General features: G+C 71.9%; 17 protein-coding genes and 2 pseudogenes. 4 read left to right on the forward strand and 15 right to left on the reverse strand.

The genetic code is table 11. The features are described from left to right. Positions 1–246: 246 nt before the first annotated feature. The 11 genes and pseudogenes from BI06_RS40730 to eccD form a co-directional block, all read right to left on the reverse strand. Positions 247–1,932 (reverse strand): ribonuclease J, encoded by a 1,686-nt coding sequence (locus BI06_RS40730; protein ID WP_030397706.1) that lies wholly within the window; start codon positions 1,930–1,932, stop codon positions 247–249. Between the two features lie 171 nt (positions 1,933–2,103). Next, entirely contained in the window at positions 2,104–3,003 is a 900-nt protein-coding gene (gene dapA, locus BI06_RS40735; protein ID WP_030397707.1) for a 4-hydroxy-tetrahydrodipicolinate synthase, read from the reverse strand. A gap of 260 nt (positions 3,004–3,263) precedes the next feature. Next, positions 3,264–4,421 carry an FAD-dependent thymidylate synthase gene (gene thyX, locus BI06_RS40740; protein ID WP_369826379.1) on the reverse strand — a complete coding sequence of 386 codons (1,158 nt, stop codon included), beginning with the start codon at positions 4,419–4,421 and terminating at the stop codon, positions 3,264–3,266. Continuing rightward, positions 4,398–4,526, reverse strand: a pseudogene (locus BI06_RS55735) (AP2 domain-containing protein); the annotation flags it as partial. The gene thyX and the pseudogene BI06_RS55735, both read right to left, overlap by 24 nt. A gap of 96 nt (positions 4,527–4,622) precedes the next feature. Beyond that, positions 4,623–4,877 (reverse strand): annotated as a pseudogene (locus BI06_RS54385) (FAD-dependent thymidylate synthase); the annotation flags it as partial. A 23-nt stretch (positions 4,878–4,900) separates the two neighbouring features. Next, entirely contained in the window at positions 4,901–5,404 is a 504-nt protein-coding gene (locus tag BI06_RS40745; protein ID WP_233290503.1) for a hypothetical protein, read from the reverse strand. A gap of 7 nt (positions 5,405–5,411) precedes the next feature. Beyond that, positions 5,412–6,158 carry a 4-hydroxy-tetrahydrodipicolinate reductase gene (gene dapB, locus BI06_RS40750; protein ID WP_030397710.1) on the reverse strand — a complete coding sequence of 249 codons (747 nt, stop codon included), beginning with the start codon at positions 6,156–6,158 and terminating at the stop codon, positions 5,412–5,414. A 14-nt stretch (positions 6,159–6,172) separates the two neighbouring features. After that, a complete protein-coding gene (locus BI06_RS40755) occupies positions 6,173–7,561 on the reverse strand; it encodes a pitrilysin family protein (RefSeq protein ID WP_078880579.1) in 1,389 nt (462 codons plus the stop codon). A gap of 69 nt (positions 7,562–7,630) precedes the next feature. Then, entirely contained in the window at positions 7,631–9,838 is a 2,208-nt protein-coding gene (locus BI06_RS40760) for a polyribonucleotide nucleotidyltransferase (protein ID WP_030397712.1), read from the reverse strand. Between the two features lie 465 nt (positions 9,839–10,303). Further along, entirely contained in the window at positions 10,304–10,594 is a 291-nt protein-coding gene (rpsO, locus tag BI06_RS40765; RefSeq protein WP_030397713.1) for a 30S ribosomal protein S15, read from the reverse strand. Between the two features lie 185 nt (positions 10,595–10,779). Then, on the reverse strand, positions 10,780–12,243 hold the full coding sequence (eccD, locus tag BI06_RS40770; protein WP_030397714.1) for a type VII secretion integral membrane protein EccD: 1,464 nt from the start codon (positions 12,241–12,243) through the stop codon (positions 10,780–10,782). Between the two features lie 436 nt (positions 12,244–12,679). On the opposite strand from eccD, the gene BI06_RS40775 reads away from it, so the two are divergent. Beyond that, positions 12,680–16,630, forward strand: a complete 3,951-nt coding sequence (locus BI06_RS40775; RefSeq protein ID WP_043476994.1) for a type VII secretion protein EccC — start codon at positions 12,680–12,682, stop codon at positions 16,628–16,630. A 472-nt stretch (positions 16,631–17,102) separates the two neighbouring features. Beyond that, positions 17,103–18,515: an APC family permease gene (locus BI06_RS40780; protein WP_043476997.1), complete on the forward strand. Its 1,413-nt coding sequence runs from the start codon at positions 17,103–17,105 to the stop codon at positions 18,513–18,515. Between the two features lie 118 nt (positions 18,516–18,633). Here the strand turns inward: BI06_RS40780 and mycP are convergent, their stop codons facing one another. The 4 genes from mycP to BI06_RS40800 all read right to left on the reverse strand — a co-directional run bounded on the left by mycP (position 18,634) and on the right by BI06_RS40800 (position 22,527). Then, positions 18,634–19,869: a type VII secretion-associated serine protease mycosin gene (mycP, locus tag BI06_RS40785; protein WP_051742872.1), complete on the reverse strand. Its 1,236-nt coding sequence runs from the start codon at positions 19,867–19,869 to the stop codon at positions 18,634–18,636. A gap of 89 nt (positions 19,870–19,958) precedes the next feature. Then, positions 19,959–20,252, reverse strand: coding sequence for a WXG100 family type VII secretion target (locus BI06_RS40790; RefSeq protein WP_030397718.1), 294 nt, complete (start codon positions 20,250–20,252; stop codon positions 19,959–19,961). A 77-nt stretch (positions 20,253–20,329) separates the two neighbouring features. Next, positions 20,330–20,632, reverse strand: coding sequence for a WXG100 family type VII secretion target (locus tag BI06_RS40795; RefSeq protein WP_037782395.1), 303 nt, complete (start codon positions 20,630–20,632; stop codon positions 20,330–20,332). A 206-nt stretch (positions 20,633–20,838) separates the two neighbouring features. Beyond that, complete coding sequence (locus BI06_RS40800; RefSeq protein ID WP_043477000.1) at positions 20,839–22,527, reverse strand: type VII secretion protein EccB; 1,689 nt, start codon at positions 22,525–22,527, stop codon at positions 20,839–20,841. 169 nt (positions 22,528–22,696) lie between these two features. Between BI06_RS40800 and eccE the strand changes: the two genes are divergently transcribed. Together eccE and BI06_RS40810 are read left to right on the forward strand one after the other, a co-directional pair. Further along, complete coding sequence (eccE, locus tag BI06_RS40805; RefSeq protein ID WP_082559043.1) at positions 22,697–24,094, forward strand: type VII secretion protein EccE; 1,398 nt, start codon at positions 22,697–22,699, stop codon at positions 24,092–24,094. Then, positions 24,094–24,867: a hypothetical protein gene (locus BI06_RS40810; RefSeq protein ID WP_082559044.1), complete on the forward strand. Its 774-nt coding sequence runs from the start codon at positions 24,094–24,096 to the stop codon at positions 24,865–24,867. Before eccE ends, BI06_RS40810 begins: the two co-directional genes overlap by 1 nt. Positions 24,868–25,088 lie beyond the last annotated feature (221 nt).

The raw sequence follows: 25,088 nt of genomic DNA on the forward strand, positions 1-25,088 counted from the left end.
GCTTTCACACCGGCCCTCCGGGCGCTTCGTTCTTTCGTGTTTCAAGCTTATCAGATGTTTTCCGCTCCGTTTTCCGGAGTTTCATTCATCGAATTTGCTTGGGCCTTTCGGCGCTCCCGAACTCTACCAGAGTTTCTCGGGCCGTTTTCCCGCTCCGTTCTCGAATTTCATTTCGAGGACTTCGACTGGGGGCCGTCCCGTGGGGCAACCCGGAGAACATTACGCACCGGGTTGCCCCACGTCAAATCACACCTCGACGACGACCGGCAGGATCATCGGGCGGCGGCGGTAGTTGTCCGCGACCCACTTGCCGAGGGTCCGGCGCACCAGCTGCTGGACCTGACGGATCTCCAGCACGCCGTCGCCCGCCGAGCGGTCGAGCGCCTCCTGGAGCTTGGCCGCCACCGGGACGAACGCGGCGTCGTCGATGCCGGAACCCCGGGCCTGGATGCTCGGGCCGCCGACGATCTTGCCGTTGGTGGAGTCCACCACGACGAAGCAGGAGATGAAGCCCTCCTCGCCGAGGATCCTGCGGTCCTTGAGCGAGGCCTCGGTGATGTCGCCGACCGAGGAGCCGTCCACGTAGACGTAGCCGGCCTGCACCTTGCCGACGATCCGGGCGACGCCCTTCTCCAGGTCGACGCAGACACCGTCCTCGGCGATGACGACCCGGTTGCGCGGGACACCGGTGGCGATGCCGAGATCGGCGGCCGCCCGCAGGTGGCGCCACTCGCCGTGCACCGGCATGAGGTTGCGCGGCTTGCAGATGTTGAAGAAGTACAGCAGCTCGCCGGCCGAGGCGTGGCCCGAGACGTGCACCTTGGCGTTGCCCTTGTGGACGACCTTGGCGCCCCAGCGGGTCAGGCCGTTGATCACCCGGTAGACGGCGTTCTCGTTGCCGGGGATCAGCGAGGAGGCGAGCACGACGGTGTCGCCCTCGACGATGCGGATCTGGTGGTCGCGGTTGGCCATCCGGGACAGCGCGGCCATCGGCTCGCCCTGCGAACCGGTACAGATCAGCACGACCTCCTTGTCCGGCAGGTCGTCGAGCTGCTTGACGTCGACGACCATGTTGCCGGGCACCTTGAGGTAGCCGAGGTCGCGGGCGATGCCCATGTTGCGGACCATCGACCGGCCGACGAAGGCGACCTTGCGCTTGTACTCGTGCGCGGCGTCCAGCACCTGCTGGATGCGGTGCACGTGGCTGGCGAAGGAGGCCACGATGATGCGCTTGTCCGCGTTGGCGAAGACATTGCGCAGCGCCGCGGAGATGTCCCGCTCGGACGGGATGAAGCCGGGGACCTCGGCGTTGGTGGAGTCCACCAGCAACAGGTCCATGCCCTCCTCCGCCAGCTTGGCGAAGGTCGGCAGGTCGGTCAGCCGGCCGTCGAGCGGCAGCTGGTCCATCTTGAAGTCACCGGTGGCGACGACCATGCCGGCGGGCGTGCGCACGGCGACGGCGAGCGCGTCCGGGATGGAGTGGTTGACCGCGATGAACTGGCAGTCGAAGGGGCCGATCCGCTCGCGGTCGCCCTCGGCGACCTCCAGCACGTACGGGCGGATGCGGTGCTCGGCGAGCTTGGCCTCGATCAGCGCCAGGGTGAGCTTCGACCCGATCAGCGGGATGTCCGGGTTCTCCCGGAGGAGGAACGGGACGGCGCCGATGTGGTCCTCGTGGCCGTGCGTGAGGACGATGCCGTCGATCTTGTCCAGACGGTCCCGGATGTAGGTGAAGTCCGGGAGGATCAGGTCGACGCCGGGCTGCTCGTCCTCCGGGAAGAGGACGCCGCAGTCGACGATGAGAATGCGGTCCCCGTATTCGAAGACCGTCATGTTGCGGCCGATCTCACCGAGACCGCCGAGCGGGGTGATGCGCAGGGCGCCCGCCTTGAGGGCCGGCGGCGCGCCGAGTTCGGGATGCGGGTGGCTCAAAAGACTCTCCTCACGACGCACGCCATATGTCCGGGGTCCTCCCCCGTGAGACATATGGCGTGCGTTCTCCGTGTCGGTTTTCCTACCAGGTCTGTGCTCTCGCGCCTTCGGTCCGGTCCAGCGGCGGGCCCGTGAGGGTCCGGCGAGCCGGGGCGCGCACGTCTTCGTCTGTTACAGGTCTACCCCGCCGTCGGCGAGATCCTTCTTCAGTTGCGCGATCTCCTCCGGAGTCGCGCCGATCAGGGGCAGTCGCAGCGGCCCGGCCGGCAGACCCTGGAGGTCCAGCGCGGCCTTGGTGAGAATGACGCCCTGGGTGCGGAAGATACCGGTGAACACCGGCAGCAGGCGCTGGTGGACCGCCGTGGCCTTGGCCACATCCCCGGCCAGGTGGGCCTCGACCATGGCCCGCAGCTCGCCGGCCACCACGTGCCCGACCACGCTCACCACACCCGCGGCCCCGACCGACAGCAGCGGCAGGTTGAGGATGTCGTCGCCGGAGTACCAGGCCAGTCCGGAGCGGGCGATCGCCCAGGACGCGGCACCCAGGTCGCCCTTGGCGTCCTTGTTGGCGACGATCCGCGGGTGCTCGCCCAGCCGGACCAGCGTCTCGTGGCTCAGCGCGACGCCGCTGCGGCCCGGGATGTCGTACAGCATGACAGGAAGTTCGGTGGCGTCGGCGATCCGCACCGTGTGCCGGTACAGGCCCTCCTGCGGGGGCTTGCTGTAGTACGGCGTGACCGACAGCAGGCCGTGCGCGCCGGCGGCCGCGGCCTGCCGGGCCAGCTCGACGCTGTGGTGCGTGTCGTTGGTGCCGACGCCGGCCACCACGTGGGCCCGGTCGCCGACGGCCTCCACCACGGCGCGGACGAGCTGGGCCTTCTCGGCGTCACTGGTGGTCGGGGACTCGCCGGTGGTGCCGTTGACGACGAGGCCGTCGTTGCCGGAGTCGACGAGGTGCGCGGCGAGGCGCTGGGCGCCGTCGAGGTCGAGGCCGCCGTCGGCGGTGAACGGTGTCACCATCGCGGTCAGGACCCGGCCGAAGGGCGTCTGGGGGGTGGAGGTCGGAGCCATGTGTCCAAAACTACTCGTAGGCGGTGGGGCGACACCCAGGCCGGTCCACGGTTCGGACGGCCGTGCCTGCGGAACGGTCCGGGATCGTCCCGGTACGGGCCCCGCGGAACCGGTTCCAGCAGCGGAAACATGGGATTCCGGTGCTGCGTGCTCGGGGGTTCAAGCAGCACCGGAATCCGTGTTCACGAGCGTAGGGAGAGGTCAGAAATGCCGCAATCCAGACATGCCCGGCACTCCCCCCGGATGCCCGTCGTCGCAGGTCAGGGCGCGACCCGACCGTGCTTCTCGAAGGCCGCATGGGTGAGCGGCATGAGCTCCGCCCACTGCTCCTCCATCCGCTCGGCGACCATCTCGATCTCGCGCTGCGGGAACGACGGCACCGCCGCGTACTCCCGCTTGGTCCGCAGCGACAGGAAGTGCATCAGCGAGCGGGCGTTGCAGGTCGCGTACATCGAGGAGAACAGCCCGACCGGCAGCACCGCGCGGGCGACCTCCCGGGCCACTCCCGCCGCCAGCATCTCCTGGTAGCGCTCGTAGGCCTCGGTGTAGGCGGACTCCATCGCGGCCCCGACGGTCCGGTGCTGCTCCGGGCTCCCGTCGACGAACTCGTACCGGCCCGGCCTGCCCTGCTGGACCAGCTTGCGGTCCTCTGCGGGCAGGTAGAAGACCGGCTGCAGCTCACGGTAGCGCCCGGACTCCTCGTTGTACGAGTTGTGGACGACGATGCCGCCGGCCAGGAAGTTGTGCCAAGGCCCCTCCACCGCCAGGTCGTACGTCATCTCCTCGCCGTCCTCGACGATCCCGGTGACCAGGTCGGCCTCGGCGAGGGCGACCTTGCCACCGCGCCTGGCCAGGGCCTGTTCGCCCGCGCTCTTGGCGGCGTGGCAGTCTCCGCAGGCAGGCGCCAGGTTCTTCTCGTCCAGTGCCTTGCCCAGGTCGAGGGCGACCGGTACGACGTGGTCCAGCTCCAGCGCCTCCCGGGGGAACACGCGGGAACACAGGTAGCACACGTCCTGCTCGTCGATGAGCCGGTTCCGCTGCATCGAGGTCCACACACCGATGCCCCGCCGAAGGCTCGGCGGGACCAGCGCCTCCGACGGACGTGCCGCGGTACCACCGGTCATCACCGAGTCACCGACCGCCAGCTCACCCGCCTTGCGCCAGCCGTCCGGAGTGAGGATCGCGTGGTCCTTGCTGCACCGCAGCTGCTTGCCGCTCGCGGTGGTCAGCCGGAGGAGCTGCTTGACACCCGACTCCATCACGTCGACGATCCGCGCGCGCCCGGCCAGGAGCGTGCGCTCGTCGAAGCAACGGACGTGGTTTCGACGGACCGACTCCAGCTTCCGGGTCCGCTTGCTCGGATTCAGGGCGCGGAACTCCGCGACGGCGGCCTCCGCCGCCTCGCGAGTGCCGTGCAGACCCAAGTGGTGGGTCTCGCCCTTCTGCTTGACCTGCGCCCGCCACTTCTCGGACTTCTTGTGCCAGGTCACGCCGCCCTTACCGGCTTCGATCCGGTCCTCCACGCCGACGTGCCACTGCTGGTACAACTCGGCGATGGTCCGGCGCCTGAGCGACCCGTCCTTGCCCTGCAGCGTGATCTCGGTGTCCCCGGCGAGGCACCATCCGCTGCGGTGGCGGTGGAACTCGCGGAAGACGAAGATCGGCGCGCTGATGAAGAAGGTCATCGAGTTGTGCTCGAACGGCGTGCCGTGCCGGTCGCGCATCAGGAAGTTGATCAGGCCCGCGGACTTGTCCGGGTCCTGCTGGAGGGCCTCCAGGGACTGCTCCCCCGCCGTCGAGACCCGGGCCGCCCAGATGACGTCCGAGTCGGCGGCGGCGGCGCGGACCAGGTCCGCGGTGATGTCGCTGCGGAACCGGGGGGCGGTGGTGTCCTCGCTCACGCGTTGCTCCTCGCGGGCTTGCCGATGGTGCTGCCGGCGCCGTCCGGGGTGGTGTCGGCGCCGGTGGCGCGGTGCAGCTTGATGGCGTGCTGCATGGTCCTGCGGGCGCGCGGTACGTCGCCGGCGTCGGCGTAGGCCACCGCGAGCCGGAAGAAGACCCGCCAGTCGCCCGGGGCGGCCTCGGCCTCGGCCTTGCGGCGCGCGAACACCGCGTCGGCCGAGGCGCGGTCGATCCGCCCGCCGTCGGTGCGCTCCAGCTCGTCGACCGGCAGACCGCCCTCGGCCTCCAGCTCGCGGGCGAGCCGCTCACTGTCCCGTCCGAAGCGGACCGTCTGGCGCAGGAACCATATGCCGATGACCGGGATGACGAAGGCACACAGGCCCAGGCCGATGCCCAGCGGCTTGCCGGTGGCGACCAGTTGGACGCCCTCGCCGACGCAGATCAGCGCGACCAGGGCCAGGACTCCGGAGAGGACGAAGAAGCCGGTACGGGAGGTCATGCCGCGCTCACAGGTCCAGGAAGTGTTCGAGGCCCAGGGTGAGCCCGGGCGTCTGCACGACCTTGCGCACACCGAGCAGGATGCCCGGCATGAAGCTGCTGTGGTGCAGCGAGTCGTGCCGGATGGTGAGGGTCTCGCCGTCGTCGCCGAACATCACCTGCTGGTGGGCGAGCAGACCGCGCAGCCGCACCGCGTGCACCGGCACCCCGTCGACGTCGGCGCCGCGGGCGCCGGGCAGGCCGTGGGTGGTCGGGTCCTGCTGCGGCGCGCGGCCGGCCTCCGCGCGGGCGGCGGCGATCAGCTGGGCGGTGCGGGTGGCGGTGCCGCTGGGGGCGTCCGCCTTGTGGTCGTGGTGCAGCTCGACGACCTCGACCGACTCGAAGTACTTCGCCGCGGCCTGCGCGAACTTCATGCCGAGCACGGCGCCGACGGAGAAGTTGGGCGCGATCAGCAGACCCAGTTCCGGCGCGGCGGCGAGCAGCCCCCGGACGGTGGCGAGGCGCTCCTCGGTCCAGCCGGTGGTGCCGGTGACCACGTGGATGCCGTGCGACAGGCAGTAGTCGAGGTTGCCCATCACCGAGTCGGGGTGGGTCAGTTCGACCGCGACCTGCACCCCGGCGTCGGTCAGCTCGGAGAGCTCCGAGCCCCGGCCGAGGGTGGCGACCAGTTCCAGGTCCGGGGCGGCCCCGACGGCCTTGACGGCCTCCGAGCCGATCCGGCCCCGGGCGCCGATCACGGCGACTCGCAGCGTCATGGTGAGTAGTCCCTTCAGGCCAGCAGGTCGGCCAGCTTGGCGGCCCGCTTGTCGTTGATCGGGCCGATCAGCGCGAGCGAGGGCCGGTACGCGCCCAGCACATCACGGGCGACCTCGTGCACGTCGTCCAGGGTCACTGCGGCTATCTTCGCCAGCATGTCGTCCACCGACAGGTGGTGGCCGTAGCTGAGTTCGGCCTTGCCGATCCGGTTCATCAGCGAGCCGGTGTCCTCCATGCCGAGCACGGTGGAGCCGGAGATCTGGCCGATCGCGCGCCGCAGCTCCTCCTCGGTGATGCCCTCGGCGACCACCTTGGCGAGCTCCTCGCGGCAGATCCGCAGCACCTCCTCGACCCGCTTGGGCTGGCAGCCGGCGTAGATGCCGAACAGGCCGCTGTCCGCGTACGAGGAGGAGTAGGAGTACACCGAGTACGCCAGGCCGCGCTTCTCCCGGACCTCCTGGAACAGCCGCGAGCTCATGCCGCCGCCGAGGGCCGCGTTGAGCACGCCCATCGCCCAGCGGCGCTCGTCGTGCCGGGGCACCCCGGGCACGCCCAGCACCAGGTGGGCCTGCTCGGTGGAGCGGTTGAACACCTCGACCCGGCCGGCGGTGCGCAGCGCCTTGACGCCGCGGCGGGCCTCGGCGGGAGCGGCCTCGGACTTGGCGAGCAGCGGTGCGAAGGCCCGCTCGACCTGCCGGACGACCTTGCGGTGGTCGAGGTTGCCGGCCGCGGCGACGACGAGGTTCTCGGGCCGGTAGCGGCGGTGGAAGAAGTTCGCGATCTGGTCGCGGGTGAGCGACCTGACGGTCTCCTGGGTGCCGAGGATCGGGCGGCCGAGCGGGCCGTTGCCGAAGATCACCTTGGCGAAGAGGTCGTGGACGACGTCACCCGGGTCGTCCTCGGCCATCGCCATCTCCTCGAGGATGACGCCGCGTTCGGCCTCGACGTCCTCGGGGCGGATCAGCGAGCCGGTGAGCATGTCGCAGACCACGTCGATGGCGAGCGGCAGGTCGGTGTCGAGCACCCGCGCGTAGTAGCAGGTGTTCTCCTTGGCGGTGAAGGCGTTCATCTCGCCGCCGACCGCGTCCAGGGCGGCCGAGATGTCCAGCGCGCTGCGCCGCTCGGTGCCCTTGAAGAGCAGGTGCTCCAGGTAGTGCGTGGCGCCGTTGAGCTGGGGGGTCTCGTCACGAGAACCGACCCCGACCCAGATACCGAAGGTCGCGGAGCGCACCGTCGGCAGGGTCTCGGTGACGACGCGCAGGCCGCCGGGAAGGACGGTGCGGCGCACGATTCCGGCGCCGTCCGCGCCCTTCAGCAGGGTTCGGGTCGTGCCGGGGCGCTGCGTCGCCGCCGAGGCCAGAGCCACGGGGGTACCTCCGTAGAAAGCAATCCGTCGAAGCATGGGGGGACAACAGGGTGCGGCCCGCACGCCGCTGGGGGCGTGCGGGCCGCGGGATCAGCTAGCGGCGCTTCACTCGGAAGCGGCCTCGCCGTTCTCCTCGCCCTCGACGACCGGGATCAGCGAGAGCTTGCCGCGCGGGTCGATCTCGGCGATCTCGACCTGCACCTTGGCGCCGACGCCGAGGATGTCCTCGACGTTCTCCACGCGCTTGCCGCCGGCCAGCTTGCGGATCTGCGAGATGTGCAGCAGACCGTCCTTGCCCGGCATGAGCGAGACGAAGGCACCGAAGGTCGTGGTCTTGACCACGGTGCCCAGGTAGCGCTCGCCGACCTCCGGCATGGTCGGGTTGGCGATCTGGTTGATCGTGGTGCGGGCGGCCTCGGCGGCCGGACCGTCGGCGGCACCGATGTAGATGGTGCCGTCGTCCTCGATCGTGATCTCGGCGCCGGTGTCCTCCTGGATCTGGTTGATCATCTTGCCCTTGGGGCCGATGACCTCACCGATCTTGTCCACCGGGATCTTGATGGTGATGATGCGCGGCGCGTTCGGCGACATCTCGTCCGGGGAGTCGATGGCCTCGTTCATCACGTCGAGGATGTGCAGACGGGCGTCGCGGGCCTGCTTCAGCGCGGCGGCGAGCACCGACGCCGGGATGCCGTTGAGCTTGGTGTCCAGCTGCAGCGCGGTGATGAAGTTGCGGGTACCGGCGACCTTGAAGTCCATGTCGCCGTACGCGTCCTCGGCACCGAGGATGTCGGTGAGGGTCACGTAGTGGGTCTCGCCGTCGATCTCCTGGGAGATCAGGCCCATGGCGATACCGGCGACGGCGGCCTTCAGCGGCACACCGGCGTTCAGCAGCGACATGGTCGAGGCGCAGACCGAGCCCATCGAGGTGGAGCCGTTGGAGCTCAGCGCCTCGGAGACCTGGCGGATGGCGTACGGGAAGTCCTCGCGGGACGGCAGCACCGGCAGGATGGCCCGCTCGGCGAGCGCGCCGTGGCCGATCTCGCGGCGCTTCGGCGAACCGACGCGGCCGGTCTCGCCGACCGAGTACGGCGGGAAGTTGTAGTTGTGCATGTAGCGGCGACGCGTCTCCGGGGAGAGCGTGTCGAGCTGCTGCTCCATGCGGAGCATGTTCAGCGTGGTGACGCCCAGGATCTGGGTCTCGCCGCGCTCGAACAGGGCCGAGCCGTGCACGCGCGGGATGGCCTCGACCTCGGCGGCCAGGGTGCGGATGTCGGTGACACCGCGGCCGTCGATGCGGACCTTGTCCTTGATGACGCGCTCGCGGACGGTCTTCTTGGTCAGCGCGTTGTAGGCGGCGCTGATCTCCTTCTCGCGGCCCTCGAACTCGGGCAGCAGCTTCTCGGCGGCGAGCGCCTTGACGCGGTCCAGCTCGTTGTTGCGCTCCTGCTTGCCCGCGATGGTGAGGGCCTGCGCCAGCTCGTCCTTGACGGCGGCGGTCAGCGCGGCGAGCACGTCGTCCTGGTAGTCCAGGAAGACCGGGAACTCGCCGGTCGGCTTCGCGGCCTGGGCGGCCAGCTGGGCCTGGGCGGCGCAGAGGACCTTGATGAACGGCTTGGCGGCGTCCAGACCGGCGGCGACGATCTCCTCGGTCGGCGCCTCGGCGCCGCCCTCGACCAGCTTGATGGTCTTGTCGGTGGCCTCGGCCTCGACCATCATGATCGCGACGTCGCCGTCCGGCAGGGTGCGGCCGGCCACGACCATGTCGAAGACGGCCGACTCCAGCTCGCTGTGGGTCGGGAAGGCCACCCACTGGCCGTTGATCAGCGCGACGCGGACGCCACCGATCGGGCCGGAGAACGGCAGGCCCGCCAGCTGGGTGGAGGCGGAGGCGGCGTTGATGGCCACCACGTCGTACAGGTGGTCCGGGTTGAGCGCCATCACGGTGACGACGACCTGGATCTCGTTGCGCAGGCCCTTGACGAAGGACGGGCGCAGCGGGCGGTCGATTAGGCGGCAGGTGAGGATCGCGTCCTCGGAGGGCCGGCCCTCGCGACGGAAGAACGAGCCGGGGATCCGGCCCGCGGCGTACATCCGCTCCTCGACGTCCACGGTCAGCGGGAAGAAGTCGAAGTGCTCCTTCGGCTGCTTGGACGCGCTGGTGGCCGACAGCACCATGGTGTCGTCGTCCAGGTAGGCCACGGCGGAGCCGGCGGCCTGACGGGCCAGACGGCCGGTCTCGAAGCGGATGGTACGGGTGCCGAAGGAACCGTTGTCGATCACGGCCTCGGCGTAGAACACGTTCTCTTCCACCTGGAAGATCTCCTCTTTCGTACGTCTCCGGGAGAGCGTCCCCGCGTAATCGCCTGCGTGCTGACCCTGGACGGTCCGGGCCGGTCTTCGATCGAAGCCTCCGGCGGTCCCCGCTTCGGTCTGCGGGGCCTCCGGCGGCCACTACCGAGGACCGGCGCCTCTCGGCCGGCCGGGTATCGGACGGGCGGTCCGCGTCTGGACGCTCTCTCGGATGCGGGCGGCTTCCGTTTGAAGCCTTCGTCCCGCGGGGGGTTCGGGTCCTGCTGCCCGGTGGCGCGCTTTCGGCGCCATCACCCGGCATGCCCACAACCCTACGGTGCAATCCTCGGCCACCTGGGGAGGTGCGCGCGAGTTGTTATCCCCGGCCGGTGGGCGCGGGCGCCGTGGTGGACGCCCGGCTCACCGGTCGCGGCATACGCGCGAGGGGCGGCTCCCCGGTGTGGGGAGCCGCCCCGAGCGGCGTTCTCAGCGGGCGCCGCCGGCGGCACCGCGGCGGATGCCCAGGCGGTCGACGAGCGTACGGAAACGCTCGATGTCCTTCTTGGCCAGGTACTGCAGCAGACGGCGACGCTGGCCGACCAGGATCAGCAGGCCACGACGCGAGTGGTGGTCGTGCTTGTGGGCCTTGAGGTGCTCGGTCAGGTCCGAGATGCGGCGCGAGAGCATGGCGACCTGGACCTCGGGGGAGCCGGTGTCGCCCTCCTTCTGGCCGAACTCGGCGAAAATCTGCTTCTTGACGTCAGAGGCGAGAGCCACTGCAACTCCTTCGAGGTGATACCGAGCGTTCCTGGTCTACGGCACAGGACTCTGCGAGAACTCGGTGTCGTGTACGGGCGCGGCCGACGGGCATCGTCCCACCCGGGGACGGACACACGGCTGCGCTCGGAGGCCAAGCGTACCAGTGCCGCCGACGCCGACGGTCGGCGGCCCCGGTGCGCGGATCAGCCGGTGGCGCCGCGGACCAGCCGGTAGACGTCGAGGACGGCGAGCACCAGCGGGACCAGCGACATCAGGGTGAGGCTGTCGACCAGGTCCAGGATGCGCCCCCAGAAGGGGGAGACGCCGAGCCGCGGCACCACCAGGGCGATCGCGGTGAGCACGGCGGCGCCGAAGGCGATCGAGGCGGTCAGCCAGACGGTGCGCAGATCGGCGTCGGTGGAGCCGAGGCCGACCCGCAGCACGAACTGCGGGGTGTGCAGGGAGAGCCCGACGATCAGCAGCGACAGGCCGAGCAGCCCGGCGACGGTGAGCGCGAGGACCTGGGCGCTGTAGCGGAACAGCCGGGCCCGGAGCATGGCGGCCAGTCCGAGGACGAGGGCCAGCAGCTCGGGGAAGGTCCGGTCGGTGAAGCCGAGCACCGCGCAGGAGCCGACGACCACCGCGGCGCAGCCGCCGACCAGGCCGACCAGCACCTCGTGGCCGCGGCGGGCCTGGTGGGCGATCCGCTCGTACTGGACCAGTTCGGCGCGGGCGGCGTCCTCGTCGTGGTCGCGGCCCCGGGCGCGGGTCTGGCCGGGGGCGCTGTAGCCGACCGGCAGCCGGGCGAAGCGGGCGGACAGGCCGGGCAGGAAGCCGATCACGGCGACGGCGGCGACGCCGGTGACGGCCGCGATGTGGTGGGCCGGGGTGCCGGGCAGCAGGACGGCGGCGAAGGTGGCGAGCGCGCCGGCCGCGGCCAGAAAGGCGGCGGCCACGAACAGCGAGTCCTTCTCGGGCAGCAGGCCGACCAGCAGGACGGCGACCACCAGGACGGTGACGCAGCCGGTCAGGAACTGGAGCCGGCCGGGGCCGTCCAGCGGGCCGCCGGTGGGCGCGAGGATGCCGCTGCCGGCGATCAGGGCGTGCGGCAGGGCGCCGAGGCCGAGCGCGAGGCCGGCCCAGGCGTCCCGGTAGACCCGGGCGCGGACGCCGGCGAGGGCGGTGAGCACCACAGCGACGACGCCGGAGAGCACGCCGGGCAGGCCGTGCATGTCGTGGCGCAGGTCGGCGAACCAGAGCGCGAAGCCGAGCAGGGTGAGCAGCACGCCGGCGCCGACGAGGCCGAAGGCGCGCATCAGCTCGGGGCTCCAGAACCGGCGGTCGGTCTCGCCGGCGGTGGCGATCGCGTCGGCGACGTCGTCGTAGACGGCGGGCGGCAGCGACTCGGCGAAGGGGCGCAGGTTGAGCAGGTCGCCGTCGCGCACCTGCTGGGCGGCGAGCGAGCGGCCGCCGTCGAGCACGGTGCCGTCGCGGCGGACCAGGTGGAAGCCGGTGGGGACGCCGTCGGGCTGGGTCTGGCCGGACAGCCGCAGTACCTCGGGGTACACGTCCGCGAGCGGGACGTCCTCGGGCAGGGCGACGTCGATCCGGCTGTCCGGCGCGACGACGGTGACCCGGCAGAAACCGGTGGTCGCGGGCGTCGTCATGCCCGCACCTCGTTCGCTCGACGCACTGGGCGCTCCCCCTTGATGACGGTGTTCGGTGACGGGTGCTCGGCGCCGGTGCGCGGTGCCGCCGCCCCCACGGTGCCGGCGCGGCACCGGTGGCCGGCCGGTCCGGCCCTCGCGCGGGCACCGGCCGGGCGGAACCGGCCGGGCGCGGCCACGAGTTGGCGCGGCGTTACCCTACCCGCTCGGTTCGTGCCCGGCCCCGTGGAGGGCGGGCGGGGCCGCGGGGGCGGGTCCCAGTAGGATCGGCCCCTGCGCAGGGCGGCGGGGGCGGCGCGCTCCTCCCCGGATGCCTGCGGTCGGCGGAGCGGGGGCGGCGTCACACGGGGCGTCCTCACCCGTACGGATCCTGTTGCGTGAGGGCTGATGCCGTAGTGGTCTTGCGAAGCGTTCGTGGTCGGGGGATGGGACGCGTATGGGCGTGATCATGGTCAAGCGGCCGCCCCGGGCCTATCCCCCGGCGGTGCCGGACGAGCCGGTGGAGCTGGTGGCCCCGCCCGAGCTGCCCCGTTCGGGCGGTGAGGACTGGGTGATGAGCATCCTGCCGATGCTCGGCATGGGCGGTTCGGCGGTGTTCTTCTTCGCCCCCGGCGCCCAGGCCCCGATGAAGATCATGGGCGGTCTGATGATCGTCTCGACGGTCGGCATGGCGCTCGCCCAGATCGTCCGCGCCCGCAAGGGCGGCTCCACGGCCACCGCGGACGAGCGGCGCGACTACCTCAAGTACCTCCAGCAGATGCGCCGCCAGGTACGCCGGACCGCCGAGCGCCAGCGCGGCGCGCAGCTGTTCCTGAACCCCGAGCCGGACCAGCTGTGGTCGATCGTCGCCGACGGCCGGCGGCTGTGGGAGCGGCGGGGCGGCGACGCGGACTTCGCGCAGATCAGGGTCGGCCGCGGACCGGTCCAGCTGTCCACACCGCTGGTCGCGCCGCAGACCGCGCCGATGGACGAGCTGGAGCCGCTCTCGGCGGCCGCGATGCAGACCTTCCTGAACGCCCACGGCACCCTGCAGGACCTGCCGTTGGCGATCTCGCTGCGCGCCTTCTACCACATCACGGTCTGCGGCGACCCGGACACCGTGTACGGGAACGTCCGGGCGATGATCGCCCAGCTGACCACCCTGCACTCGCCGGACGACCTGCTGATCACGGTCGCGGCGGCGCCCGGCGCGGTGGACGAGTGGGAGTGGACCAAGTGGCTCCCGCACAACCAGCACCGCAAGGAGAACGACGGCGCCGGCTCCCGCCGGCTGATCGCGACCGGGCTCGGCGACCTGGAGCTGCTGCTCCAGGACGAGCTGGCCGGCCGGCAGCGGTTCGTCCGCGACGCCGCCCCGGCCGCCGACCAGCCGCACATCGTGGTCGTCATGGACGGCGCCTCGGTGCCGCACGACTCACTGCTGGCCGGGGCCGAGGGCGTGCACGGGGTGACCATCGTCGAGGTCGTCCCGGGCGACCTGGACGAGCCGAGCGGGCACCTGATCGTCACCGTCTCGCCGGACGCGCTGGTGCTGCGCTCCGCCTCGGGCGCCACCTACACCGGCAAGCCGGACACTCTCGGCGCCTGGCAGTCCGAGGCGCTGGCCCGGCAGCTGGCGCCGTACCGGGCCTCGGCCGGCGGCGACGACGAGCCGCTGCTGTCCAACCTGGACTTCACCGATCTGATGAACTCCGGCGACCCGGGGTCCTTCGACGTGACCCGCAGCTGGCGGCAGCGGGCGCAGCACGAGCGGCTGCGGGTGCCGATCGGCGTCGGGGCCGGCGGCGAGCACGTGTACCTGGACCTCAAGGAGGCCGCGCTGGAGGGCATGGGCCCGCACGGCCTGTGCGTCGGCGCGACCGGTTCCGGCAAGTCGGAGCTGCTGCGCACCCTGGTGCTGGCGCTGGCGATGACGCACTCCTCGGAGACGCTGAACTTCGTGCTCGCCGACTTCAAGGGCGGCGCGACCTTCGCGGGCATGGCGGACATGCCGCACACCTCGGCGGTGATCACCAACCTGGAGGGCCAGCTCACCCTGGTCGACCGGATGCGGGACGCCATCGAGGGCGAGCTCAACCGGCGCCAGGAGCTGCTGCACCGGGCGGGCAACTACGCGAACATCCACGAGTACGAGCGGGCCCGGGCGGCCGGCGCGGCGCTGGACCCGCTGCCCTCACTGGTGCTGATCATCGACGAGTTCTCCGAACTCCTCACCGCCAAGCCCGACTTCATCGACATGTTCATCCAGATCGGCCGGATCGGCCGGTCCCTCGGGGTGCATCTGCTGCTGGCCTCGCAGCGCCTGGAGGAGGGCAAGCTGCGCGGCCTGGACACCTATCTCTCCTACCGGATCGGTCTGCGCACCTTCTCGGCGGCCGAGTCGCGGGCGGCGATCGGCGTCCCGGACGCCTACCACCTGCCGCCGGTGCCGGGTGTCGGCTACCTGAAGTTCGGCACCGATGTGATGGAGCGGTTCAAGGCCGCCTACGTCTCCGGGGCCTACCGGGCGCCGGGGCAGCAGCGGTCGACCGGCGGCCGGCTGGTGTCCGCGCGGCCGGTGCGGTTCACCGCGGCCGAGGTGCCGGTGACCGAGCCACTGGTGCAGGAGGAGGTCGAGCCGCTGGTCGAGGAGCAGGACGACGCCCTGGCGGACACCGTGCTGGACGTGTTCGTGCAGCGGATGGCGGGCCAGGGCCCGGCCGCGCACCAGGTGTGGCTGCCGCCGCTGGACGCGCCGCCGAGCGTGGACCAGCTGCTGCCGCCGCTGCAGGCGACCGCCGAGCGCGGGCTGACCGCGCCGCAGTCGGGCACGCTGGGCCGGCTGCGGGTGCCGGTCGGCATCGTCGACAAGCCGCGCGACCAGAAGCGCGACATCCTCGAGCAGGACTACGCGGGCGCGGCCGGCCACGGCCTGGTGGTCGGCGGCCCGCGCTCGGGCAAGTCGACCATGATCCGCACCACGGTGGCCGCGTTCGCGCTCACCCACACGCCGCTGGAGACGCAGTTCTACCTGCTGGACTTCGGCGGCGGCGGCTTCCAGTCGCTCCAGGACCTGCCGCACGTCGGCGGGGTGGCCGGACGGCTGGACGCGGAGAAGGTGCGCCGGATGGTCTCCGAGGTGCACGGGGTGCTCAACCGGCGCGAGGAGCTCTTCCGCAGCACCGGGATCGACTCCATCGGCACCTACCGGGCCCGCCGGGCCGCCGGCGCGCTGCCGGACGAGCGGTTCGGCGACGTCTTCCTGGTGGTCGACGGCTGGAACACCTTCAAGCAGGAGTTCGAGGCGCTGGAGCCGGTCATCGGCGACATCGCCCAGCGCGGCCTCGGCTACGGCGTCCACCTGATCGTCACCGCGACCCGTTACGCCGAGGTCCGCCCGGCGCTCAAGGACCTGCTGCAGAACCGGAGCGAGCTGAAGCTCGGCGACGCGATGGAGTCCGAGGTGGACCGCCGGGTGGCGCAGGCCGTGCCGGCCGTGCCGGGCCGGGGCGTCACCGCGGACCGGCTGCACTTCCTCACCGGTCTGCCCCGGCTGGACGGCTCCGGCTCGGTGGAGGACCTGCAGAACGGGGTGGCCGGGCTGGTCCAGGCGGTCGCCGGGGCCTGGACCGGTCCGCGCGCGCCGCAGGTGCGGATGCTGCCGACGGTGCTGGACGGGCAGTCGCTGCCGAAGGGCTTCGAGCACCCGGAGCGGGGCGTCGCCTTCGGCGTGGACGAGGCGGAGCTGGCACCGGCCTTCGTCAACTTCGAGACCGACCCGCTGTTCATCGTGTTCGGCGACACCGAGTCCGGGAAGTCCGCGCTGCTGCGGATGCTGGTCAAGCAGATCACCGAGCGGTACACCCCGGACCAGGCCGGGATCGTGGTCGGCGACTACCGGCGCGCGCTGCTCGGCGTCGTCCCGCCGGAGTACCTGGTCGAGTACGCCGCCGCGCAGCCGGCCATGAGCTCCGTGGTCGAGATGCTGCGCGGGGCCTGCTCGCGCCGACTGCCCGGTCCGGACGTGACCGCGGAGCAGCTGCGCAACCGCAGCTGGTACAGCGGCAAGGACATGTTCGTGGTGGTGGACGACTACGAGCTGGTGGCGACCTCCTCGGGCAACCCGCTGGCCGCGCTGGCCGAGTTCCTGCCGTTCGCGCGCGACATCGGGCTGCGGGTGATCGTCGCGCGCAGCGCCGGCGGCGCCGGGCGCTCGCTGTACGAGCCGTTCATGCAGCGGATGCGGGAGCTGGGCGGCCAGGGCGTCCTGCTGTCCGGCAACCGGGACGAGGGGCCGCTGCTGGGCAACGTCAAGCCGCAGGCGCTGCCGCCGGGCCGGGGCGTGTTCGTCTCGCGCCGGGTGACCAGCGGGCAGATGGTGCAGACGGGCTGGCTGCCGGCGCCGTAGCGGCGGAGGGCCGGTCGTCACGGAGCGTGTGGGAAGGGGTCGGATCCTCGGGGTCCGGCCCCTTCCGGCGTCCAGGTTCCGAAACGTTACCTAGATCTTTCCGCCGGAGGGCTGCGGTTCCCGTACCCGACGGGGGCTCGGGCCTGCGGCCAGGGCACTTCCGGTCGACCTGCCTCCGCATCCGGCCATGACCTTGGATTGATGCGCGCAATGCCACGTTCACCTTGGATTCAAGCGCCATGTGGCGAAAGTAACAAGTCGGACATACATAGTGATGACGATAAGTGATCATCAGATCGCATGTCTATGCGGATTGCCGCAACGGATTCCGAAGCAATTCCGGCATTGACGCGATCGATACGCCCAAGGTTCCATGGCGGCCCGGGAGCGACAGGACCAGAACCGAGCAGACAGCCAGCGGAGGCGATACCGCTCCCTCTCCAGGACCGCACAGAGCCGATCGGATGCCCCGATGACCGACACGCTTCGCCCACCGACCGCCGCGGCCGCCGCCCCGGCCGACGCGGGCGCCCCCGCCGCCCCGCAGACGCTCAAGCGTTCGATCGGCGTCGTGGGCGGCACACTGCTCACGCTGTCCTGCGTCACCCCGGCCTCCACGCTCTTCGTGATCGTCCCGGAGCTGTTCTCCAGCATCGGCAGCGCCACCGCGCTGGCCATCGCGATCGGCTCGGTGCTCTGTATCGCGGTCGCCTTCTGCTACTCCGAGCTCGGCACCCTGATCCCCAGCGCCGGCGGCGAGTACGCCATGGTCGGCACCCTGGCCGGACGGCTGGCCGGCTGGCTGGTGTTCGTGCTCTCGCTGATCGTGGTGATGATCGTCCCCTCGGTCATCGCCCTCGGCACCGCCGACTACCTGGCCCCCGTCCTGCACGTGGACAAGCCGCTGGCCGGCGCCGCGGTGATGCTCGCCGCCACCCTGGCCGGCCTGCTGGACCTGCGCGCCAACGCCTGGATCACCGGCGTCTTCCTGGTGCTGGAGGTCATCGCGGCCGGCGTCGTGTCCGTGCTCGGCTTCGCCCACGCCAACAGCGGCGCCCCCAGCATGCTGCACGGCGTGGTCACCGGCGAGGACAGCGTCACCACCACGGTGAGCATCGGCGCGATCATCGGCGCCCTCGGCATCGCGCTCTTCATCACCCAGGGCTTCTCCACCGCCGTCTACCTCTCCGAGGAGCTGGAGAACCCGCGCCGCAACGTGTCCCGCACCGTGCTGTGGACGCTGGCGATCTCCGCCGCCGTCATCCTGGTCCCGGTCGCCGCCATCACGATGGGCGCCCCCGACCTCGCCACCCTGAGCTCCGGCGACATCTCCGGCATGGTCACCGCCTGGAGCAACTCGGCCGTCGGCACCTTCATCAGCCTCTGCGTCGCGCTGGCCATCATCAACGCCGGCATCGTCATGGTCATCCAGAACTCCCGGGTGCTGTTCGCCTCGGCCCGCGACAAGGCGTGGCCCGGCCCGGTCAACAAGGCCTTCGGCACCCTGGGCCGGTTCGGCTCCCCGTGGGTCGCCACCCTGGCCGTCGGCCTCCCCGGCGCCGCGCTCTGCTTCGTCAAGGGCGAGCTGCTGAGCGAGATCACCGGCGTCGCCGTCACCGGGATGTACCTGCTGGTCGCGATCGCCGCACTGCTCTCCCGCCGCAACCAGCACAAGCACGCCGCCGCCTGGCGGATGCCGCTGTGGCCGGCCGTGCCGGTGGTGCTGATCGCGGTGCTGGTCTACGTGATCACCCAGCTGGACACCGTGCCGCTGCTGTGGACCGGCGGCATCACCGCCGTCGCCACCCTCTACTGGCTGTTCTACCTGCGCCCCCGGCAGGACACCCGCTGGGTGATCACCGTCCCCGAGGACCAGCAGGCCTGACCCGAGACCCCCACCCCTCCCCCACACGGCAGTGCCCCGGGCTCCCCCTCGCCCGGGGCACTGCCGCGTCCGGGGCAACTGCCGCGTCCGCGCGCTGCCCGGCGGTCCGGGCACGGGTTCAGGGACGGCGGCGGTGGTCGCGGAGGACGATGCCGCCGCCGATCAGCAGGGCGACCAGCAGCGCGCCCACGCCCAGGACATAGGTCGCGGTGCGGCCGTCGCGGTCGGCCTGGGTCTCGCCGAGGCCGAGCGGGCGGGGCACGATCGGGGCGGACGCCAACTGCACCGGCGGGTCCTCGGCCGGCTTGTCCGGCGGCGCCGCGGGCGCGGTGGTGACGGCCTTCACCGGGTCGACCACGCCCCAGCCGATGTACTCGTTCGACTTGTGGTCGGTGCGCTGCGCGGTCTGCTCGATCCAGGCGCGCACCTGGCTCGGCTTCCAGTCCTTGTGCGCGCCGACCAGCAGCGCCGCCAGCCCGGCCACGTACGGCGCGGCGAAGCTGGTGCCGTTGTCCACGCACTGCCCGCCGCGCGGGACGGTGGAGAGCATGTCGACGCCGGGGGCCGCGACGTCCACGAAATCGCCGTACTGGGAGAAGTAGGTGCGCTCGTTGTTGCGGTCGGAGGCGCCGACGGCGAGCACGGTGCGGAAGGCCGCCGGGTAGGTGTCGCCCTTCTTGCCGTCGTTGCCGGAGGAGGCGACCACCACCACGCCCCGGCTCTCGGCGTTGTCGACCGCGGCCTTCAGCTCCTCGTAGCCGACGAAGCGGGTGTCGGCCGCGCCGCGCACGTCCTGCGAGATGTTGATGACCTTGGCACCCTGGGCGACGGCCGAGTTGACGGCCTCCACCAGCGAGTGCACATCGCCGTTGCCCTCGGCGTCGTTCTGCCGGATGGACAGCACCTTGGCACCCGGGGCGATGCCGACGAAGCCGGTCCGGTCGCTGCGGGAGGCCGCGATGATGCCGGCCACCTTGGTGCCGTGGCCGACCAGGTCGTCCTTGCCGCCGCCCTCGACCCGCTTGCCCTCCTTGTCCTTGAGCAGCGAACCGCCGTCGAGGACCTTCTCGGCCAGCTGCGGGTTCTGGTCGTCCACCCCGGTGTCGATGACCGCGACCAGGACACCCGCCCCGGTGGTCGCGCCGCCCTGCCAGAGCTCGTCCAGCACCATCCGCTGCAGCGACCACGGCACGGCCTGCACGTTCTGCGCGTTCTTGCCGCACTCCCCCGACGCCGAGACGCCCGGCCCCTCGGCCGCCGCCGGCACCGTCAGCGGGCCGCCGAGCACCGTGAGCGCGGCCACCGCCGCGGCCGCCGTCCGGTACCTGACCACCGGCACCCTGCCACCCCTCATGTCGTCCACCTGGTCGTGCGGTCGTGCCAAAGGCGGGTGCCCGCACGGGGCACCCGCCCTTCGGCGCGTGGTACTGGGGCCGTGAACCGTCAGCCGGTCCAGAGGGTGGCGTTGCGGTTCTCGGTGTTCTGGTAGCTGGAGGCCGCGCTGTCCAGGGACTTGGCGATCGACTCCAGCACCTGCTGGAGGTGCTCGGCGCGCTGGTCCCACTTGGCCTGGTGGGCCTGGTAGCCCTGCTGGGCGGCGCCCTCCCAGCTGCCGGAGATCTTGGTGACGCCGGCCTTCAGCTCCTCGAGCTGGGCCTTGATGGTGCCCGCGGTCCGGCGGACCTCCGAGCTGGCGTTCTTGATGGTCTCGAAGTTGACCAGAATGTGTTCGGCCACGATGTCTCCTAGTCGAGGCTGCGAGGCACCCCATCACCCGAGGGGTGCGTCGCCGGGTGAACGGACAGAGCTGAGGATCAGGACGTGGCTGCGGAGCCGAAGATCGCCTGCTGGTCGGCGTCCGCCTGCGAGTACTTCTGGGTCGTGAGCTCGATCGCGTCCTTGATGGCGCGCAGCGACTTGTTCAGCTCCTGGGCGTCGGTGTTGAACTGACCCTGGAGGTTGGTGTACGCCTGCGCGGCCTGGCCCTGCCAACCACCGGTGATCGAACCCACCAGGTTGTTGAGACCGTTGATCTCGGTGTTGATCTGGTTGATGACCTCGTCCATGTGCTTGGCGAAAGCCAGCATCTCCTGAGCGGTCGTCTTGAACTGACCCATGCTCTACCGTCCCCCATGAGACAGACCTTGAGTCCGGAGGGACTGCTTCCGGCCCCCCGGGCACCACCGGTGTGATGTCCTGCAGCACTGTAGTCGGCACACGCAGCTCGCCCAACACCGGGCGACGGTCGGTTACCAAGCCATGACATCGTGGCCAATTCCTTTGCGGGCAGCGGGGCGAGGCCTGGCCGACCGCCGCACCGGTGCTAGGCGTTCTGCTGCTGCGCCGCGCTCCTGGCGTTGAGCGCCGGGCCGACCGGCACCAGGTTCGACCACTGCTGCGGCACCGGCGCCGGCTGCAGCCCCTGGTAGCCCAGCCGGGCCTGGTTGCCGCCCAGCTCCTCGGGCTGCGGCGGGCCGGACGGGGTCGCCGACGGCACGGCCGGCCCCTTCGACGCGCCGGGCTGCGCGGGCGCCGGCGCGGACGGCTGGCCGGGCTGGGCCGGCGGCGCGCTCTGGCCGCCCTTGCCGCCCTCGCTGCTGGCCGGAACCGCGTACCGCAGCCCGGTCTCGGTGATCAGGAAGTCCGTGCCGGAGCCGTCCATGGCGTTGTCCAGCGCGCGGTAGAAGAGGCCGTGACCCGGCGTCACATGCGCCGTCGAGGTGCCGTTGCCGTACCGCACCGGGTACTCGGTCCCGGCCCAGACGCTGCGCCGCGGCGTCCGGCCGTCCTCCGCGACCCCGTCGAAGGTGCTGCAGACCACCGCCCGGGCGTCCTTCGGCGCCTGCCAGGAGTTGGCCGGCGCGCCCGTCCGGGTGGGCCAGTCCGCGGCGCCCTCGGCCATCAGCGGCACACTGCTGTTGACGGTGGCGTGCTCGGCCGGGGTGAGGTCGTCGATCCGCGGGCTCTTGTTGGCGTCCTGGTTGTACAGCGGCTGCAGCAGCGGGTTCTGCCGGACCAGCTCCGCCTGGAACTGGCTGACCAGCAGCAGCTGGCTCTTCCCCACCACGTAGTACTTCTCGCCGAACCGCACCAGCCGGCCGACCTTGCGGTCCTCCGGATTCTGCAGCGGCACCGAGGAGTTGGCCGTCCTGGTGTCCGGGACCAGCCCGTCGATCCGCGGGAAGACGATGTCGCTGCCCGGCGCCAGGGTGTCCAGCCAGTCCTTCTTCACCTTCTGCGGCACCGCCGTCGACCCGAACACGGCCCACATCAGCTGCGAACGGGTGGTGTCGGAGTCCTCCGGGCCGCCGATCGCGTGCCGGCGTCCCTTGCTGTCCACCAGGAACACCCGCAGCTTCCCCTGGCCCGCGGCCGGACCGGAGGCGGTCACCTGCGGGTCGTCCGCCTGCTGCACCAGCAGCGCCTGGCCCACGTCCAGCATCCGGTCCTTCGCCCCGAGCACGTCCGCGTCGGCGCCGCCCGCCACGAACACCGCCTGGTCGACGGTGCTCCCCTGCTCGTCGCCCGGCCGGTCGCAGACCGACCACTTCATCGGCCGGCTCGCGTTCTCCTTGCTGGGCAGCTTGTCCGGCGCGTACGGGATGCCGATCGTCGGGCCGTGGTTGGGATAGCGGTCGAGCACGCCGTCGTCGACCACCACCACCTTGCTGTCCACCGGCAGCACCAGCCGCGCCGAGGCCATGTTCAGCACCTGGTGCAGCCGCTTGGTCTTCCCGTCCGGGTCGACCAGCACCACGTAGCGGGTGGTGCTCTGCTTGCCCTGGACGATGTACTTGCCCTCGTCCCAGCCCACCGGCGCGCTCGGCTTGAACACCCCCCACAGACCGAAGCCCCCGATCACCAGCGCCCCCACCAGCACGCTCGGCAGGATCGCCTTCACCGGGCGCGGCGCGTCCTCGTCGCTCCCCCCGCCGCCGGGCAGCAGGAAGGCTCCGACCGTGCGCTTGCGGGCGAAGGTGTAGGCGTTCAGCTCGTCCCGGCGCGATGCCATGCTCGTCGTCTCCCCTGTCGGACCCTGCTCCCCGTGGCCTGCCACCCCCCGGGCGAGAACGGGCTCGAACCCTCTACGATGCGGCAGCAGACGGTGAGTACGGTACGGGTACGGTTCACGCACCGGCCAGCCGGGCCGCGACAACCGACCAGAGAGGGGCACTCGGGGGATGCCGAACCAGACCGTTCCGGGGCGCCGGAGCACGTCACGGGGCAGTGGTCCGCGCCGCGCCGCGCGGCGCGAGGGGAGCGACACCGCGGGCTCCTCCGCCCCGGGCAGCGCCGACGGACCCCAGGGGCCGGTCACGGTCCGCGTCCACCCCCGGCCCGGGCTGCTCGGCAGCCGGCTGAGGCTCCAGCAACTCGTGCTGGTCGAGGTCGCGGTGGCCCTGGTCGCGGTCGGATGGACGATCAGCAGGGCGGTCGCCGCCGGCTTCGGCGCCGTCGCCCTCGCCCTGGTCGCGCTGGCACTGGTGCCGCTGCGCGGCCGCACCCTCCCCGAGGCGCTGCGGGTGCGCGCCGCGCTCAAGGCCCGCCGCAAGCGGGCCCGCGCCCACCTGCCGCCGCCCGGCACCGACCCGGCGCTCGCGCCCGCCCTGGAACTCGAACCCGCGCTGCGCACCTGCACCCACGCGACCGAGGCCGACCTCGGCGGCCGCCCGGTGCGCCGGGAGACCGGCATGGTCGGCGACGGCACCTTCCTGAGCGCCGTCCTGCTCGTCCAGGCCAAGGACCTGCCGCTGCGTCCGGACCGCACCGCCCGCCCGCTGCCGCTGGACGTGGTCTGCTCGGCGCTGCGGGTCGACGACATCGCCCTGGAGTCGGTCCAGCTCGTCCAGCACACCCAGCCCGCGCCCGCGCCGCACCTGCCCGAGCAGTCGCTGGCCGCCCGCGCCTACCGGGAGCTCGCCGACGGCACCGCCACCCCCGCGCTGCGGCTCACCTGGGTCGCGCTCAAGCTCGACCCGGAGCGGGCCGCCACCGCGGTGCGCGCCCGGGGCGGCGGCGAGGCGGGCGCCCGCAAGGCGCTCCAGCGGGTCACCGACCAGTTGGCCGGCCGGCTGAACAGCGCCGGCTTCGACGTGACCGTGCTCGACGAGCGCGAGCTGATCGCCGCCCTCGCCATCTCCACCTGCGTCAACCCGCTGGCCACGACGGTCCGGCAGGGCACCGGCAGCGGCGGCGGCAGCGGACGGCGCACCCAGGAGACCAACCGGTTCTGGCGGGTCGACGACCGCTGGCACAGCACCTACTGGATCTCCCGCTGGCCGCAGCTGGGCCGCCCCGGCGGCACCCCCGGCCGGATCGCCGTCCCCGATCTGGTGAACCTGGTCACCGGCGCGCCCGCGCTGGCCAGCACCTTCAGCCTGACCGCCGGTCACGGCACCGGCGGCTCGGTCACCCTCAGCGGCCACGTCCGGGTCACCGAGCGCAGCGAGAGCGAGGCCGTCGAACTCGGCCGGCAGCTGGAGGCCCGCGCCCAGAGCGCCGGACTCGGCCTGGTCCGGCTCGACCTGGAGCAGGCGCCCGGTGTGCTCGCCACCCTGCCGCTGGGAGGTGCGTCCTGATGGCGCAGCAGTCCTACCCCGCCCCCGCGCCGCGGGCCGGCGCGGAGCCGGCGCCCCGGACCGGGCGCCGGCTGCTGCCCGGCTTCGGGCTGCGCGGCCCGCGCCGGGAGAAGCACGTGCTCACCCTCGCCGAACTCGACGCGCTGTCCTTCCCGGTCGGCGACGACGGCGTGCTGATCGGCGAGGACGTGCACCGCTCCCGGCCCGCCGTGCTCGGCCTGTTCCGGCCCAGCTCCTACGACCTGGTACTGGTCGGCGGCCTCTGGACGGCGCAGGTCATCGCGCTGCGGGCGGCCGCCACCGGCGCGCGGATCGCCGTCGAGACCGCCCGCGGCCATCTCTGGGGGCCGATGGCGCAGGCCGCGGGCGGCGGGCAGCCGTGCGTGACGGTCCACCAACCCGGCCGGCTCGGCCCGCAGGGCGCCTCGGTCACCTCGCCGGTGCTCGTGGTGCGCGACCTCGGCGCCCGCCCGCCGCGCAGCCGGCTCTCCGCCACGCCCTGGCAGACGGTCCTGACGGTGGTGCCGCACCTGGGGCCGAACGCCTCCCGGGTGCTCAACGCGGCCGACCTGGTCGGGGTGCAGCGGGTGATGCCGGAGGAGGCCGAGCTGATCGGCCGGGTGCTCTCGCTCGGACCGGCCGAGACCGCCGCCCTGCCGTCGCTCCCGGACGACCTGACGCTCTGGACGACCCGGATGAGCCGTCAGTACGTCCGGATCGTCACCGGGCAGGCGGAACGGCAGGTCCTGGGCGGCCCGCGCCGCCTCGACTGACCCGCGCGGAGCCGGTCGGGGCCTGTGTACGGCCCGTGTGCGGCCCGGTCGGAGATGAGACACCGCCTTCAGCCGGGGGTGGCTCACGGCCTAGGCTGTGGGACGGCAACGGCACCGCGAACTTGCGGCGGCGAACACGAGGGAGCCCTAGGTGAGCAGCGATCGGGACGGCGTCTACGTCGGCGACAACGCGGCGGAGGACGACGACGACTGGTCCGACG

The organism is Kitasatospora sp. MBT66, from assembly GCF_000710405.2.
Lineage (GTDB): Bacteria > Actinomycetota > Actinomycetes > Streptomycetales > Streptomycetaceae > Kitasatospora > Kitasatospora purpeofusca.

Coding starts and splice junctions, on each gene's coding strand:
- BI06_RS40795 (WP_037782395.1), bottom strand. CDS start 20,632: ATGGGTCAGTTCAAGACGACCGCTCAGGAGATGCTGGCTTTCGCCAAG.
- dapA (WP_030397707.1), bottom strand. CDS start 3,003: ATGGCTCCGACCTCCACCCCCCAGACGCCCTTCGGCCGGGTCCTGACC.
- BI06_RS40800 (WP_043477000.1), bottom strand. CDS start 22,527: ATGGCATCGCGCCGGGACGAGCTGAACGCCTACACCTTCGCCCGCAAG.
- BI06_RS40780 (WP_043476997.1), top strand. CDS start 17,103: ATGACCGACACGCTTCGCCCACCGACCGCCGCGGCCGCCGCCCCGGCC.
- dapB (WP_030397710.1), bottom strand. CDS start 6,158: ATGACGCTGCGAGTCGCCGTGATCGGCGCCCGGGGCCGGATCGGCTCG.
- BI06_RS40810 (WP_082559044.1), top strand. CDS start 24,094: ATGGCGCAGCAGTCCTACCCCGCCCCCGCGCCGCGGGCCGGCGCGGAG.
- BI06_RS40755 (WP_078880579.1), bottom strand. CDS start 7,561: ATGCTTCGACGGATTGCTTTCTACGGAGGTACCCCCGTGGCTCTGGCC.
- eccD (WP_030397714.1), bottom strand. CDS start 12,243: ATGACGACGCCCGCGACCACCGGTTTCTGCCGGGTCACCGTCGTCGCG.
- mycP (WP_051742872.1), bottom strand. CDS start 19,869: ATGAGGGGTGGCAGGGTGCCGGTGGTCAGGTACCGGACGGCGGCCGCG.
- eccE (WP_082559043.1), top strand. CDS start 22,697: ATGCCGAACCAGACCGTTCCGGGGCGCCGGAGCACGTCACGGGGCAGT.
- BI06_RS40745 (WP_233290503.1), bottom strand. CDS start 5,404: ATGACCTCCCGTACCGGCTTCTTCGTCCTCTCCGGAGTCCTGGCCCTG.
- BI06_RS40775 (WP_043476994.1), top strand. CDS start 12,680: ATGGGCGTGATCATGGTCAAGCGGCCGCCCCGGGCCTATCCCCCGGCG.